Here is a 16,024-nt window from a genome sequence, read left to right as displayed (position 1 = left end):
TTCAGGCAAGCGCCAATCAGTTGCCGTAAACCGGCAGCTTCTTGCAGATGGCCTTGACCTTCTCACGAACGGCGTCGATCACCGCTTCGTTGTTCAGGTCGGCCAGGATGTCGCAGATCCAGCTCGCCAGTTCCTTGCACTCGGCTTCCTTGAAACCGCGGGTGGTAACGGCTGGGGTGCCGAAACGCAGGCCCGAGGTGACGAACGGCGAACGCGGGTCGTTCGGTACCGAGTTCTTGTTGACGGTGATGAAAGCTTTGCCCAGGGCGGCGTCAGCATCCTTACCGGAGATTTCCTGCTTGATCAGCGACAGCAGGAACAGGTGGTTCTGGGTGCCACCGGAAACCACGTCGAAACCGCGCTCGATGAACACGCTGGCCATGGCCTGGGCGTTCTTCACGACCTGCTGCTGGTAAGCCTTGAACTCTGGCTGCAGGGCTTCCTTGAAGCAGATGGCCTTGGCCGCGATGACGTGCTCCAGCGGGCCGCCCTGTGCGCCCGGGAAGACGGCGGAGTTCAGCTTCTTCTCGATGTCGGCGTTGGCACGGGCCAGGATCAGGCCGCCGCGCGGGCCGCGCAGGGTCTTGTGGGTGGTGGTGGTGACCACGTCGGCGAACGGAACAGGGTTCGGGTACACGCCAGCGGCAACCAGGCCGGCAACGTGGGCCATGTCGACGAACAGGTAGGCACCGACCTTGTCGGCGATGGCGCGGAAGCGGGCGAAGTCCAGAACCTGCGAGTAGGCCGAGAAGCCGGCAACGATCATCTTCGGCTTGTGCTCGACAGCCAGGCGCTCGACTTCGTCGTAGTCGATCAGGCCATTGCCGTCGATGCCGTACTGGATGGCGTTGTACAGCTTGCCCGAGGAGCTTACCGAAGCACCGTGGGTCAGGTGGCCACCGTGTGCCAGGCTCATGCCCAGGATGGTGTCACCGGCCGACAGCAGGGCCAGGTAGACGGCAGCGTTGGCCTGGGAGCCAGCGTGCGGCTGTACGTTGGCGTAGTCGGCGCCGAACAGCTCCTTGGCACGGTCGATGGCCAGTTGCTCGACGACGTCGACGTACTCGCAACCGCCGTAGTAGCGCTTGCCTGGGTAGCCTTCGGCGTACTTGTTGGTCAGGACCGAGCCCTGAGCTTCCATGACTGCCGGGCTGGTGTAGTTTTCCGAAGCGATCAGCTCGATATGCTCTTCCTGGCGCAGAGCTTCTTGCTGCATGGCTTCGAAGAGCTCGGCGTCGTACTTGGCAATGGTCAAATCACGGCTGAACATGGCGGTCCTCAAGGATCGGGGTAATTTGGGTGTGCATTCTAACCGATTGATTCGCGGCTGGCATATGAAGTGGCATCAAGTCGCGGACCAATGGGCTTCATCTTGCATCCCGCGCCGTTTCTGGGCTGGGTGGGGGCAGGAGTTGACTCGCAGGTCCGCTTTTTTATGCACAATTCAGTCGCGGCACCGTACTTGTAGGAGCGGGTTTACCCGCGAAGAAGCCGGCGCGGTGGATGGCACCGGCTTCGCCGGTGTTCGCGGGTAAACCCGCTCCTACGGGGACCTTGTGAACAGGCAGCGTTCGGGTCAGTGGAACATGAACAAGGTCTCGTTGGAGAATTGCGCCTCGAACTGATGCGCCGGCATCGGCCGCCCGAACAGATAGCCCTGCACCTCGTCGCAACCATGCTCGCGCAGAAACTCCAGTTGTTCGTGGGTTTCCACGCCCTCGGCGATGACTGCCAGGTTGAGGCTGTGGGCCATGGCGATGATCGCCCGGGCAATCTGCGCGTCCTGCTCGCCTTCGGGCAGTCCGTCGACGAAGGTACGGTCGATCTTCAGTACGTCGATGGGGAACTGCTTGAGGTAGTTGAGCGACGAGTAGCCGGTGCCGAAGTCGTCTACCGCAATGCTCAGGCCGAGGTTCTTCAGGCTGGCAAGAATCTGCAGCGCCTCGTTTACCTCGCGCATCAGGATACTTTCGGTCAACTCCAGCTCCAGGCATGCCGGCGGCAGGCCGCTTTCATCCAGGATGTTGGCAATCCGCGTGCCCAGCTGGCCGTCGGAGAACTGCCGCGCCGAAATATTCACCGACACTTTCGGCACTCGCACCTTGGCCTTGTGCCAGGCCTTGAGCTGGCGGCTGGCCTCGCGCAGCACCCAATCGCCCACGTCCACCACCAGGCCCAGTTCCTCGATCACCGGGATGAAGTCGCCCGGCGGCACCAGACCGCGGGTCGGGTGACGCCAGCGCAGCAGCGCTTCGGCGCCGGTCAGGCGCTTGCCGTCGCCGCTGAACTGCGGCTGGTAATAGAGGATGAACTCGTTCTGCTCCATGGCATGGCGCAGGTCGCTTTCCAGCTCCAGGCGCTCCAGGGCGCTGGCGTTCATTTCGGCCTGGTAGAACTGGAAGTTGTTCTTGCCGCGCTCCTTGGCGTGGTACATGGCGGTGTCGGCGTTCTTCATCAGCTGGCTCAGCTCACTGCCATCCTGTGGGCTGAGGGCGATGCCGATGCTGGCGGTGACGAAGAACTCGCGGTTTTCCAGCACGAACGGCCGCACCAGGCTGCCGAGGATGTTCTCGGCCACGTGGATGGCGCGGTTCAGGGCCATTTCGCGGGTGGGGCGCGGCTGCAGCAGTAGGGTGAACTCGTCGCCGCCCATGCGTGCCACCGTGTCGTCGTCATCCACGCAGGCCAGCAGGCGCAGGGCCATGTCCTTGAGCATGCGGTCGCCGGCCGCATGGCCGAGGGAGTCGTTGATCGGTTTGAAGCGGTCGAGGTCGAGGAACATCAGCACCACCCAGGCCTTCTGCCGCTCGGCCTGCTGCAGGGCGTTGTACAAACGGTCCTGGAACAGTGTGCGGTTGGGCAGGTGGGTAAGGGCGTCGTAGTAGGCCAGGCGGTGGATGCGCTGTTCGCTGGCCTTGCGTTCGCTGATGTCGGTGAAGAAGCACACGTAGCTGGCCAGGTCGCCCTCGTCGTCCAGTACCGCCGTGATGCCGACCCAGGCTGGGTAATGGTCGCCGTCACGGCGCTTGAGCCACACCTCACCTTCCCAGCTGCCGCGCTGGTGCAGTTGCTTGACCACATAGCGCAGGTGGCCTTCCTGCTGTTCGTCGACAGTGAGCATGCCCGGCAATTGGTCGAGCACTTCACTGACGGCGTAACCGCTGACGCGGCTGAACGCTTCGTTGGCCTGGACGATATAGCCGGCCGGGTCGGTGATGAGGATCGCCGAGGTTGAGTGTTCAAATACCGTCGCGGCCATGCGCAGGTCTTTTTCGGCACGGCGTTGCTGGCTGATGTCGCGGCCCACCCCGAGTACGCCTTCGAAGCGCTGCTCATCGTCCCACACCAGTACCAGGCGCAGCTCGATCGGGATCTTGCGGCCATCGGCACGCAGGCAGTCGAACAGGAACAGTTGGGTGGGTAACTGGCTGCACAATTGCGCCATTTGCGCCGGATCGCCCATGGCCTTGCTGACACGCTCCATCAGGCTGTAGATACCGGTGAGCTGGGCCGGGTTGGCGACGATGGACTGCCAGCCGTTGGCGAAGATCCAGTCGGCCTGGTAGCCCAGCACGCTCTGTACCGAGGGGCTGACATAGTTGAGCTTGAGCTGGTTGTCGGTGGAAAAGATCACGTCGCTGATGCTTTCGGCGAGCATGCGGTAGCGTTGCTCGCTGTCACGTAGCGACTGGCTGGCCTCGATCTGAACGGTCACATCCTTGCCCACACCGATGATGCGCGTAACCAGGCCTTCGGCGTTGCGGGTCAGCACCTGCTCGCGGATGTCGTAGCAGCGCCAGCCTCCGTCGCGGTGGCGGAAGCGCAGCTGGCAGTGCAGCGGTTGGTCATGACCGCTGTCGCGTTGTTGCCGGCGCAGTGCCTGGTAGTGTTCGGCGTCCTCGGGGTGCAACAGCAGCTCCCAGAAGCGGTCGCCCATCTGTGCCAGCTCGGTGCGGTCGTAGCCCAGGGTCTGGCCGAGGTGGCGGTTGCTGAAGATCATCCGTTGGCTGGGCACATCCTGCACATACAACTGGTCGGGTACGGTGCGTACTACGTCCGACCAGAAGCTTTCGCGTTCCAGTAGCGACAGCTCCACCTGTTTGCGGCTGGTGATATCGCTGATGCTGAGGATCACCGCCTGGTAATCACGACGCTGCAGCGGCAGGCGAGCCATCAGCCACAGGTGCAGCTCGTCTCCCTGGGGTGTCGGCAGACGCACTTCCAGCTCCAGCAACGGGCGTTGTTCGATCAGTGCATCGATCAGTTGCATGCCAACGCTGTCCCGGCTGTCGCCAGTGCCATCGATCAACCGCTGCCAGGCACCTTCGTGGCAGTCGATGTTCAGCAGCTGGCGCGCCACTTGGTTGACCTCGGTGATCTTCAGCTCCAGCAGCAGCGAGCGGCGCAGGTTCGGGTCCAGCGCCAGGCTGTGCTTGAGTGCGGTCCGGTTGCGCAGGTGGTAGCGATCGAGCTGACCGGGCAGGCTGGACAGGTCGAGCACGCACAGGGCAACGCCGGTGCCTTCAAAAATTTCCTGATAGCGCCTGCGGTCTTCCTGCAGCGCCCGCTGGCGGCGCCGCATGTTGATCAGCGCCAGTACCGGCAGCAGGGCGCAGAACAGTACCAGCAGGCATTTGCCGATCAGCGCCGGCAACAACGTTTGCCGGGCCAGTTTGGCGTCGAACAGGCCGTGTAGCTGCCAGGTGCTGTTTTCGATGAAGGCCAGCATCACGCTTTGCAGCGGCTCGTTGCTGGTATCGGTTGCGACATTGCGCAGCAGCACTTCGCCGCTGCGGCTGTTCTCCAGCAGCCACTGCGGGTGGCGACTACCCTCCAGGTGGAGGGTGAGCTCGCGGTAATAGTCCGGTGACAGGCGCAGTAGCCAGTAGCCGTGACCCTGTGCGGCATCCTGGCGCAGCAGCAGGTACAGGATGTGGTTGTCGGCCGAATTGGTGAAGAAGTACGGGCGTCCCTGGCTAAGTGCAAGCAACTCATCAAACAGCTTGCGGTCGGGGCTGCCTGCCAGGCTGTCGGCGCGCAGCTGCCCGGTGTTGTCCAGCCAGGCCGCGCTCTGCAGGGCGGGGAGGCGCTGGCGCAGGGTGCCTAGCAGGCTGGGCAGGGCGGCAGGGGTGGGGGCATCTGGGTAGGGTTGCACCACGTTCACGGCCTGCTGCGCCTTGAGCGCCATGTTCAGGCTCAGGTGGTCGGCCAGTTCCGCAGAGGCGTCCAGGCTCTGTTTGCGCAAGTCGGCCTGAGTATGTTTGAACTGGGCGAATAGCTGCCACACCAGCAGGCCCAGCAGGATCAGGGCCAGCAGCGCCAGCGCACCCTTGATCGACCCGCGCAGTATGGTGGCGGGTGCTTGTGGTGCGGAACGCAATGACGACGAATGAGTAAGGTTGGTCAAGCGTTGATCCTGCGATTGGGCTGGCGATGGCAGGGAATGATCTTGCACGGCGCGTGCCGGCACCGGGCTTGCGCACCGCGGAGGCGCACTATAAGGCCGGATACCCGAAACCGGCTAGCATGCCTCGGATTATGGCAAAGTGCCAGCCGTGTTGACCGGTGGTGGCTGCCCGGTGGTTCGGCAAGCCCCTGCAACCTGTGCGAGAATAGCGCCCGCTTCACATGACAACGCATCGGAGATGTTCGGTTTTGGTTACTCACTTTTCCTCCAATGGCCTCGATTCCGCCTGCGGGCGCAGCAGTCAGACCCTTGTCAGCACTGCCGTGACCGAGGACGTATCCTGCAAGTCTTGCCAGCGTTCGCTGGGCAAACCCGAGGCGGCCGCTGCCGCCAAAAGCAAGGCCCCATCGCTGGCTGAACTGCGCAAGACCGCCAAGGTGGCAGCAGAGCCGGCTGTTGCAGTGGCGGCGGCCAAGCCGGCAGCCAAGGTGGTCAGCACTGCGCCTGCACCTGGCAACACGGCCAAGGCGGCCGAGCAGCAACCTGCCCGCAGCGGCGGCTTCAGCGTGAAGTCCGCCTGGGCCGCGCGCCTGGCCGAGCAGGGCGACCGTTGCCGGTTGCCGCGGGGCAAGGTCAAGCAGCGTCACGTCTGAGCCTCTTCGGCTGCCGTGCTGGCCCTTTCGCGGCTAAAGCCGCTCCCACAGGTACTGCATTGCCCTTGAAGGCAGTGATATCCCAGTGGGAGCGGCTTTAGCCGCGAAGAGGCCATTACAGGCAATAGATTCCCCCAGGGATCACGGCGATCTCACCCCCACCATCGGCCCCTCCTATGCAACGCCGCGCGTTGGCGTAGAATGGTCGACTTTGTTCAATGACACCCCGTAAACACATCCCACTGGCCACCGCGTGCCGGGGCGATCGGCGATGTCTTTACCTATCTGATTAGAGGGCTTGGTTTTGGCTCAATACGTCTACACCATGCATCGGCTGAGCAAGGTCGTGCCGCCGAAGCGGGAAATTCTCAAGAACATTTCCCTGTCGTTCTTCCCAGGCGCCAAAATTGGCGTGCTTGGCCTGAACGGCGCCGGTAAATCGACCCTGCTGCGGATCATGGCGGGCGTCGACAAGGAATTCGACGGCGAAGCCCGTCCGATGCCCGACATCAACGTGGGTTACCTGCCACAGGAACCGCAACTGGACCCAACCAAGACCGTACGTGAAGTGGTCGAGGAAGCGGTCAGCGTGATCAAGGACGCCCAGGCCCGCCTGGACGAGGTCTACGCGGCCTACGCCGAGCCGGATGCCGACTTCGACAAGCTGGCCGCCGAGCAGGCCAAGCTGGAAGCCATCCTGCAGGCCGCTGATGGCCACAACCTGGAGCGCCAGCTGGACGTCGCTGCCGACGCCCTGCGCCTGCCTGCCTGGGATGCGCGCATCGAACACCTGTCCGGTGGTGAAAAGCGCCGTGTGGCCCTGTGCCGCCTGCTGCTGTCGGCCCCTGACATGCTGCTGCTCGACGAACCGACCAACCACCTGGACGCCGACTCGGTGGCCTGGCTGGAGCGCTTCCTGCACGACTTCCCGGGCACCGTGGTAGCCATTACCCACGACCGTTACTTCCTCGACAACGTCGCCGGCTGGATCCTGGAGCTGGACCGCGGCGCCGGCATCCCGTACGAAGGCAACTACTCGGGCTGGCTGGAAGCCAAGTCGGAGCGTCTGGCGCAGGAGTCCAAGCAGCAGAGCGCCCACGAGAAGGCCATGAAAGAGGAACTGGAGTGGGTGCGCAAAGGCGCCAAAGCCCGCCAGTCCAAGTCCAAGGCCCGTCTGCAGCGCTTTGAAGAAATGCAGTCGCAGGAATTCCAGAAGCGCAGCGAAACCAACGAAATCTACATCCCGGCCGGTCCGCGCCTGGGTGACAAGGTTATCGAGTTCAAGAACGTCACCAAGGGCTACGGTGACCGTGTGCTGATCGACAACCTGTCGTTCGCCATGCCCAAAGGTGCCATCGTTGGTGTGATCGGTGGTAACGGTGCCGGTAAGTCGACCCTGTTCCGCATGCTGATGGGCAAGGAGCAGCCGGACTCGGGCAGCATCGAGATCGGTGAAACCGTGCAGTTGGCCTGTGTGGACCAGAGCCGCGAGGACCTGGACGGCGCCAAGACCGTGTTCCAGCAGATCTCCGACGGTTCCGACCAGATCCGCATCGGCAACTACGAGATCCCTTCGCGTACCTACGTTGGCCGCTTCAACTTCAAAGGTGGCGATCAGCAGAAGTTCGTCAAGGACCTGTCCGGTGGTGAGCGTGGCCGCCTGCACCTGGCCCTGACCCTGAAGGAAGGCGGTAACGTTCTGCTGCTCGACGAACCGTCCAACGACCTTGACGTCGAAACCCTGCGTTCGCTGGAAGAAGCCCTGCTGGACTTCCCGGGCGCCGCGATCGTGATTTCCCACGACCGTTGGTTCCTGGACCGCGTGGCTACCCACATCCTGGCGTACGAAGACGACTCGAACGTGGTCTTCTTCGAGGGTAACTACACCGAGTACGAAGCCGACCGCAAGAAGCGTCTGGGTGATGCTGCTGCCCAGCCGCACCGTGTACGGCACAAGAAGCTGGCCCAGTAAGCCGGTTTTCTGATGCACAAAAATGGGGCTCAAAGGAGCCCCATTTTTGTGCTTGATGGAAGGCTGAAGACAAGGAATCGGGAGCTTGTTTTGTATACACTTACATAAAACGCACCAAATAATTTCATAAAAACGACATTTCGCCCTGTTCCGGTGCGATTGCTTCTTGGTACATTCCTGAAAAAACCAATAAGTCCAATCCTCTTGGTGAGATGTCTACCATGATCGAATCTGTCGACAATTTTCTTGCACGCCTAAAGCAGCGTGACCCTGGCCAACCAGAATTCCACCAGGCCGTAGAAGAGGTGCTTCGCACCCTGTGGCCATTCCTTGAAGCCAACCCCCGTTACCTGCAGTCCGGTATCCTCGAGCGCATGGTCGAGCCTGAGCGCGCCTTGCTGTTCCGCGTATCCTGGGTCGATGACCAGGGCAAGGTGCAGGTCAACCGCGGTTATCGCATTCAGATGAGCAGTGCCATTGGCCCGTACAAGGGCGGCCTGCGCTTCCACCCGTCGGTGAACCTCAGCGTGCTGAAGTTCCTGGCCTTCGAGCAGGTGTTCAAGAACTCGCTGACTTCGTTGCCCATGGGCGGCGGCAAGGGCGGCGCGGACTTTGACCCCAAAGGCAAGAGCGACGCCGAAGTGATGCGCTTCTGCCAGGCGTTCATGAGCGAGCTGTATCGTCACATCGGCGCCGACTGCGACGTACCGGCCGGTGACATCGGCGTGGGTGCCCGCGAAATCGGCTTCATGTTCGGCCAGTACAAGCGCCTGGCCAACCAGTTCACCTCGGTGCTGACCGGCAAGGGCATGACCTATGGCGGCAGCCTGATCCGCCCGGAAGCCACCGGCTATGGCTGCGTTTACTTCGCCGAAGAAATGCTCAAGCGTCAGGACAAGCGTATCGACGGCCGCCGCGTGGCGGTGTCCGGTTCGGGCAACGTCGCCCAATATGCTGCGCGCAAGGTCATGGACCTGGGCGGCAAGGTGATCTCGCTGTCTGACTCTGAAGGAACCTTGTATGCCGAGGCCGGCCTGACCGATGCCCAGTGGGACGCCTTGATGGAGCTGAAAAACGTCAAGCGTGGCCGTATCAGCGAGCTGGCCGGGCAGTTCGGCCTGGAGTTCCGCAAGGGCCAGACCCCGTGGAGCCTGCCGTGCGACATCGCCCTGCCATGCGCCACGCAGAACGAGCTGGGCGCCGAAGATGCCCGCACCTTGCTGCGTAACGGCTGCATCTGTGTGGCCGAAGGCGCCAACATGCCGACTACCCTCGAGGCTGTGGACATCTTTCTGGACGCCGGCATTCTGTATGCCCCAGGCAAGGCCTCCAATGCCGGCGGCGTAGCCGTGTCGGGCCTGGAAATGTCGCAGAACGCCATGCGCCTGCTGTGGACTGCCGGTGAAGTGGACAGCAAGCTGCACAGCATCATGCAGTCGATTCACCATGCATGCGTGCACTACGGTGAAGAGGCTGATGGCCGTATCAACTACGTCAAAGGGGCGAACATTGCGGGCTTCGTGAAAGTGGCCGATGCGATGCTGGCGCAAGGCGTGGTCTGACCTGAAGTTATTGGGGCCGCTGTGCGGCCCCCTCAGGGCTCACCCTCGATCTCGAGCACTTCAATTACTTGCTCGCCCATCGGCCGGCGCCATACCACCTCATCTCCAGGCCCCGCGCCCAGCAAGGCACGCCCCAATGGCGAGCCCCAGTTGATCAGGCCTCGCCCGGCATCTGCTTCATCCTCGCCCACCAGCCGTACAACATGCTCCTGGTCCTGCGCATCGACAAATCGCACCCGGCTACCAATCTGCGCCTTGCTGCGAGAAGTGGCCGCCGGCACCACCTGTGCGCTCTGCACCCGTGCGTTGAAGTAACGCAGGTCGCGTTCGGTATCGGCCAGCTGCTGCTTGTCGCCACGCTCACCCTGAGCCTGCAGTTCGCTGCGCAAGGTATTCAGCTCGGCCAAGTGGGCTTGCAACTGGCGCAGGCCGCTGGCGGTGACGTAGTTGGGTTGTTCGCTGATGCGCCGCTCAACCGGTTGGTCGGCCTGGGCGGCGGCTTGGTCTTCGTTGACGAATGCTCGGCTCATGCAAGGCCTCCTTGTGCTTGAGACCATCATGGCAGGCCGCCGGTTTAAAGGAATGTCCGTTTGCGACTCAATTGTGGCGATAGGCCTTGGCAGCGCCGCGGTCTTTTTCCTGTTCCCACTCGCGGTCGCGCTGGTCCCAGAAACGCTCGTGGTATTGGCGCTGTTCTTCGCTGTTCTGCATGGCATGACACTGGCGGAAGCCATCGTCCCAGCCGGTTTCGTACTGACGCTCGTGCAGGTAGCGGGGTACGTTTTTGCGGAAGTTGCCCACCATCAGCCCGGCCGCCTGGCGGCCACTGCTGCAGCCGTCCTGGAAGCCATCCGCATAGGCGGGAGGGTAACCGTGGTTGACCATCTGCTCGTGGGTGGTTTCGCAACCTGACAGCAACAACGCAATGCACACGCCGAACCAGTACCGCGACATAGCCACAAAGCCCTCCAGTTGATGGTGGAAAGTCTAGGTGGCGGTTTGTCGGGTAGGTGTCAAAACAGTGTCAAAGAGTTGGTTCAGTCACACTGCTTTACTAGCCTGACTGGCCGATTCGCGGGCAAGCTCTCTCCCACAGGTACTTGCACAGGCCACGGATCTTGTGGGGACCCTTGTGGGAGCGGGCGTGCCCGCGAAAGGCCGCAGAGCGGCCTCAGTAGTGATACCACTTCAGCTCCAGCATCACCTCGTTTTGCGCCGTAGCCAAGTGGCTGAACTCCCGCGAGGCACTCAACCGAAGCCCAAGGTTCTGGCTGATTTCCCACTGCTGGTTCAGGCTTAAACTGCGCCGCACCTCGCCGTTGGTGAAGTAATCGCCCTTGGCCTCCAGCGTCATGTTGCCCAACCCATTGCGCCACAGCAGGCCGCCATTGAAGCCAGCCGCCGGGGCAATGAATTGTGCGAAGTCGTTGTGATGCTCGACCCGCACCGTGCCCAGGGCAAACCCCAGCAAACCGTCGGCCAGCTGCCAGGTGCCGCCAGCGCCACCATTCACATGGCTCACCAGCACTTCGTCATCATGCTTGCCCGGCACCCGCTCCAGCCCGCCAGCCACTTGCCATGACCAAGGCTTGAGCAGCTCGTTACGGGGTGTCAATGAACGGATGGTGGCCAGGTCCAGGCGCTGCACCTGCCAATCGTTGCCTTCATACTGGCGCAGCTTCAATTGCAGGATTTCGATCTGTGCGCCCAGCGGGAAGCCATAGGCGTTGTCATTCAGGTCGTGGTAGGCCATGCGCAAGCCATATTCGGCGTAGGCGCGGTCTTCGCGGGTACCCACGCCCAACTGCCAGGTGCGCGAGTCATGGCCATCTTCGGGCAGGCCGGGGCGTTCGATTTGCAGGGGGCGCGGCGGGTTGCTGTTGATCGCCCGCAGCAACTCGAAGCTGCGTTTGGCCTGCCCTGGGTCGCGTTCCTGGCCATTGGCCCGATATCGCTCAAGACGATACGCGGCATCTTGCACCAACGCTTGGCGTTCGCGAGGCAAGGCCTGGAATTCAGGGCTTTGCAATTGCGCAGTGTCGGCGCTTACAGCCAGCACCTGGCGCTTTTCGTTGTGGTCGAGTGGCTCGGCCCTGGCCAGCAATTCACGCTCACGAGAGGGGCGGTAAGTTTCGCTGGCGACCAGGCCGGACTGCTTCACGGCTTTTACCGTGTCGGTGGGAATGGCGGTCAGCGGGAACTGAGACGTCAGGTCCAGGCTCGGCCGGGCCACTTGCAGCAGCTCCAGCAGGCGATAGGAGCAATTCTCGTCGAAGAAGAAGTAATCGAACTGGATCTGCTTCAGCTCCCACACATGCTCGACCATACGTCCGGTTTCTTCGGGGGTCAGGTCTAGCTGGTATTCCCACAGGTCGCGGTTTTCCAGGCTGCGGTATTCGGACAGTTTTTCCTGGTAGGGCATCAGCGCGAACAGCCCCGGGTAGCCACCCATCAGGCCTTTCCAGGCGTACAGGATGCTGTTGTCGCTGCCTTCGATATAGGCACCGAAGTTGATGGCGTAGCTCAGCAGCGTGGTGTCGTCGCTGCGGGTGTTGGACTGGTCGATGCGCAGCAGGGTGTGACCGAACATCGACGACGGGCTGTTCAGGTAGGCTGCCGGGAAGATCAACGCGGCGCTGTGCGGGTCGATCGACTGGTACCAGGTCTTGAATTCCTGGCAGTCCGGTTGTGGCAAGTCTTGCAGGTCTAGCTGTTCACGAAGCCAGCGGGTGCGCGCGGGGAATACGCACTGGGCGTGCTTGTCACCGAGACTGGCCGGGGCATACAGCGCATCGACCGTAGCCTTGAGTTCCTGGTCCGGATGGTGCGCGCCATCTTCGGCGAGGAAGAACGCATCATCATCCACATAGCTGCGCCAGCCGCCTAGCTTGGCGGTTTCATAATGACCAATGGCGAGCCAGTAAGGGGTATTGGCCAATTGCTGAAGACGGCCTGGATCCAGCACAGGGGCGGCATGAACAGGGGCGCAGGCACACAGCGCCAGGCAAGCAAAGCGTTTGAGCATATCGGGCAACTACTTCTTGACGATGCCGAAAAAGGCGAAACCCGCCCCGGGTGGGGCGGGAGCAGCTGTGCTTAGGCCTCGGTAGCGTATTTGGCCAGGCGTGGGTCGCTCTTCAGAACGGCCAGGGTGTTGCTGTGGACAGTTTCGGCAGTGACGTCGGCGCTGCTGAAGATCTGGTTGAAGTGCTGGTGGGTGACCGAGTTGAAGTAGCTGCGGTCTTCCGGTGCTACGCCGAGAACGACGGCATAGGTGGTCAGAGCTTCGCCCTGGCCCATGGCCATGTCTTCGGACAGCTCGTTCATCATGCCGTTCATGGCGAACCAGGACTTGCCGCCGTAGGTCAGCGAAGCCCTGGTCGAGCAGCCGTTGGTGCCGGAGGTCATGCCAAAGGTGGCGTTACCGGAGGTGCCGTTGGTGGTAGAAGCCAGGAAGTGTGCCGGCGTGCCGCGCTGGCCTTCGAACAGCATGTTGCCCCAGCCGCAGTTCGGGCCGCCTGGCGCTTCGGCCATGGCGTTCAGCGAGACCACGGTGAACAGAGTACCCAGAAGAATCCGTTTCATAGCATTTGTTCTCTTTGTCTTAACCAAGGGTCAGGGTTTCTGGCAACTCGGTTGCCAGGTCGGGAAAGCTTTTCACCCACCCGCGCAGCTTGGAGTTTAGGCACGATCTAAAGGTTGCGTTGTTGATTGCGAAAAATTTGCTGTCACATGACTGCACCGGCTGCGACATAAAGTCCCGTGGAGCCTTGCAAGGCGCGCGCGGGCAGCGCCAGAATGCTGCGTATCTGCCCCGCCGAAGTAAGGAAACCCAATGCCCGATCCTGTCGCTGCGCGCCTGCGTCTTGCGCCTGAAGCCCTGACCCGGCGTTTCTCACCCGAGCAGTTTGCCTTTACCCATACCGACGATCTGGAGCCGTTTCGCGGAGTCCTGGGCCAGGAACGTGCTGTCGAGGCCCTGCAGTTTGGCGTGGCCATGCCGCGCCCCGGTTACAATGTGTACGTAATGGGCGAGCCCGGCACCGGGCGCTTCTCGTTCGTCAAGCGCTACCTCAAGGCCGAGGGCAAGCGCCAGCAAACCCCGGCCGACTGGGTTTACGTCAACCACTTCGACGACACCCGTGAACCACGTGCACTGGAGCTGCCGTCCGGAAGCGCCGCCGAGTTCATCAGCGACATGGGCGGATTGATCGACAACCTGCTGTCGACGTTCCCGGCGGTGTTCGAACACCCGTCCTACCAGCAGAAGAAGGGCGCCATCGACCGCGCTTTCAACCAGCGCTATGACCGCGCGCTGGATGTGATCGAGCGCGCGTCGCTGGAAAAGGACGTGGCCTTGTACCGCGATGCCAGCAACGTGGCCTTCACGCCGATGGCCGATGGCAAGGCGCTGGATGAAGCGGAATTTGCCCAATTGCCGGAAGAGGTGCGCGAGCAGTTCCACGAGGACATTGCCCTGCTTGAGGAGCGCCTTAACGAAGAACTGGCCAGCCTGCCGCAATGGAAGCGCGAATCGAACAACCAGCTGCGTCAGCTCAACGAAGAAACCATCACCCTGGCGCTGCAGCCGTTGCTGGCGCCGCTTTCGGAAAAGTACGCCGAAAACGCGGCGGTTTGCGCCTACCTGCAATCGGTGCAGTTGAACCTGTTGCGTACCTTGGTCGAGCAACTGGTCGATGACAGCAAGTCCGACGCCGTGGCCCGCAAGCTGCTCGAAGAGCAGTACGCGCCTAGCCTGGTGGTGGGCCACCACGCTGACGGTGGCGCGCCGGTGGTGTTCGAGCCGCACCCGACCTACGACAATTTGTTTGGCCGTATCGAATACAGCACCGACCAAGGTGCGCTGTATACCTCCTATCGCCAACTGCGCCCAGGCGCGCTGCACCGCGCCAACGGCGGCTTCCTGATTCTGGAAGCCGAGAAGATGCTGGGCGAGCCGTTCGTATGGGATGCGCTCAAGCGAGCGTTGCAGTCGCGCAAGCTGAAGATGGAGTCGCCAATCGGTGAGCTGGGCCGTGTTGCCTCCGTCAGCCTGCAGCCGCAGGTGATTCCGCTGAACGTCAAGTTGGTGATCATCGGCTCGCGCCAGCTGTACTACGCACTGCAGGACCACGACCCGGACTTCCAGGAGATGTTCCGCGTGCTGGTGGACTTCGATGAAGACATGCCGATGGTCGACGAGAACCTGGAGCAGTTCGCCCAACTGTTGCGCACCCGCACCAACGAAGAGGGCATGGCGCCGCTGACTAGCGACGCGGTGGCGCGTCTGGCCACCTACAGTGCTCGTCTGGCCGAGAACCAGTCGCGCCTGTCGGCGCGTATCGGTGACCTGTTCCAGCTGGTCAGCGAGGCTGATTTCATTCGCCAGCTGGCCAGTGACGAAATGACCGATGCGGGCCACATCGAGCGGGCGCTCAAGGCCAAGGCCACCCGTACCGGGCGTGTGTCGCAACGGGTGCTGGACGACATGCTTGCCGGCATCATCCTGATCGACACAGAAGGCGCGGCCATCGGCAAGTGCAACGGGCTGACCGTGCTGGAAGTGGGCGACTCGGCGTTCGGCATGCCAGCGCGTATTTCGGCCACCGTGTACCCGGGCGGCAGCGGTATTGTCGATATCGAGCGTGAGGTCAACCTTGGCCAGCCGATCCACTCCAAAGGGGTGATGATCCTCACCGGTTACCTGGGCAGCCGCTATGCCCAGGAATTCCCGTTGGCGATCTCCGCGAGCATCGCCCTGGAGCAGTCCTACGGCTACGTGGACGGCGACAGCGCCTCGCTGGGCGAAGCCTGCACGCTGATCTCGGCCTTGTCGCGCACGCCGCTCAAGCAGTGCTTCGCAATCACAGGTTCCATCAACCAGTTCGGTGAAGTACAGGCGGTGGGAGGGGTCAACGAGAAGATCGAGGGCTTCTTCCGCCTCTGCGAGGCGCGTGGCCTGACCGGCGAGCAGGGGGTGATCATTCCGCGTGCCAACGTTGCCACCTTGATGCTTGACGAGCGCGTGTTGCAGGCGGTGGAGAACGGCATGTTCCACGTCTACGCGGTCAGTCAGGCGGATGAGGCGCTGAGCCTGCTGGTGGGCGAGGAGGCCGGGGTACTCGACGACAAGGGGCTGTTCACCGAGGGCAGCGTCAATGCCCGTGTGGTGGAGCGCCTGCGGGAAATTGCCGAGATGATCAGCGAGGAAGACATCGAGAAGGCAGAAAAGGAACGCCTTGAAGACGTGATTGCCCAAGCCAAACCGGCCTGAGTCAACAAACTGGCGCTGGCGGCGATGTGCTACCGTTCAGCGCCAGTTTTCCATCTTTCTGAACTGTTCTTCTATGCTGGAACTTAAGGACGGTACAGCGTTCAGGATGGAAACAGCCTGAGGGTTTCGGGCTGAACAAGGCTCATTGGAGGGGAC

The 16,024-nt window shown here is 62.2% G+C and carries 10 protein-coding genes; 4 read left to right on the top strand and 6 right to left on the bottom strand.

Annotation, left to right across the window (positions count from 1 at the left end; translation table 11 throughout):
- Positions 1–16 precede the first annotated feature (16 nt).
- Both glyA and ACF8EA_RS18170 read right to left on the bottom strand, forming a co-directional pair.
- Complete coding sequence (glyA, locus tag ACF8EA_RS18175; RefSeq protein WP_014589625.1) at positions 17–1,270, bottom strand: serine hydroxymethyltransferase; 1,254 nt, start codon at positions 1,268–1,270, stop codon at positions 17–19.
- 306 nt (positions 1,271–1,576) lie between these two features.
- Positions 1,577–5,407: an EAL domain-containing protein gene (locus tag ACF8EA_RS18170; protein WP_392522831.1), complete on the bottom strand. Its 3,831-nt coding sequence runs from the start codon at positions 5,405–5,407 to the stop codon at positions 1,577–1,579.
- A 248-nt stretch (positions 5,408–5,655) separates the two neighbouring features.
- On the opposite strand from ACF8EA_RS18170, the gene ACF8EA_RS18165 reads away from it, so the two are divergent.
- The 3 genes from ACF8EA_RS18165 to gdhA all read left to right on the top strand — a co-directional run bounded on the left by ACF8EA_RS18165 (position 5,656) and on the right by gdhA (position 9,594).
- Positions 5,656–6,060, top strand: coding sequence for a hypothetical protein (locus tag ACF8EA_RS18165; protein WP_103463283.1), 405 nt, complete (start codon positions 5,656–5,658; stop codon positions 6,058–6,060).
- Positions 6,061–6,364: 304 nt separating this feature from the next.
- Positions 6,365–8,032, top strand: a complete 1,668-nt coding sequence (gene ettA / locus ACF8EA_RS18160) for an energy-dependent translational throttle protein EttA (protein WP_003247499.1) — start codon at positions 6,365–6,367, stop codon at positions 8,030–8,032.
- A gap of 221 nt (positions 8,033–8,253) precedes the next feature.
- On the top strand, positions 8,254–9,594 hold the full coding sequence (gene gdhA / locus ACF8EA_RS18155; protein WP_021784174.1) for an NADP-specific glutamate dehydrogenase: 1,341 nt from the start codon (positions 8,254–8,256) through the stop codon (positions 9,592–9,594).
- Positions 9,595–9,626: 32 nt separating this feature from the next.
- Here the strand turns inward: gdhA and ACF8EA_RS18150 are convergent, their stop codons facing one another.
- The 4 genes from ACF8EA_RS18150 to ACF8EA_RS18135 form a co-directional block, all read right to left on the bottom strand.
- Positions 9,627–10,124, bottom strand: coding sequence for a GreA/GreB family elongation factor (locus ACF8EA_RS18150; RefSeq protein WP_021784173.1), 498 nt, complete (start codon positions 10,122–10,124; stop codon positions 9,627–9,629).
- A gap of 67 nt (positions 10,125–10,191) precedes the next feature.
- On the bottom strand, positions 10,192–10,548 hold the full coding sequence (locus ACF8EA_RS18145) for a lipoprotein (RefSeq protein WP_003247495.1): 357 nt from the start codon (positions 10,546–10,548) through the stop codon (positions 10,192–10,194).
- 217 nt (positions 10,549–10,765) lie between these two features.
- Positions 10,766–12,619, bottom strand: coding sequence for a DUF4105 domain-containing protein (locus ACF8EA_RS18140; RefSeq protein WP_021784171.1), 1,854 nt, complete (start codon positions 12,617–12,619; stop codon positions 10,766–10,768).
- Positions 12,620–12,690: 71 nt separating this feature from the next.
- Positions 12,691–13,179, bottom strand: a complete 489-nt coding sequence (locus ACF8EA_RS18135; RefSeq protein WP_021784170.1) for a DUF3015 domain-containing protein — start codon at positions 13,177–13,179, stop codon at positions 12,691–12,693.
- Between the two features lie 250 nt (positions 13,180–13,429).
- On the opposite strand from ACF8EA_RS18135, the gene ACF8EA_RS18130 reads away from it, so the two are divergent.
- Positions 13,430–15,868, top strand: a complete 2,439-nt coding sequence (locus ACF8EA_RS18130) for a Lon protease family protein (protein ID WP_021784169.1) — start codon at positions 13,430–13,432, stop codon at positions 15,866–15,868.
- Positions 15,869–16,024 lie beyond the last annotated feature (156 nt).

Origin of the sequence: Pseudomonas sp. YQ_5 (assembly GCF_043103305.1) — a bacterium.
GTDB lineage: Bacteria > Pseudomonadota > Gammaproteobacteria > Pseudomonadales > Pseudomonadaceae > Aquipseudomonas > Aquipseudomonas putida_Y.
The sequence above is the reverse complement of the archived record's forward strand: the minus strand, read 5'-3'. Positions and strand labels throughout refer to the sequence as shown.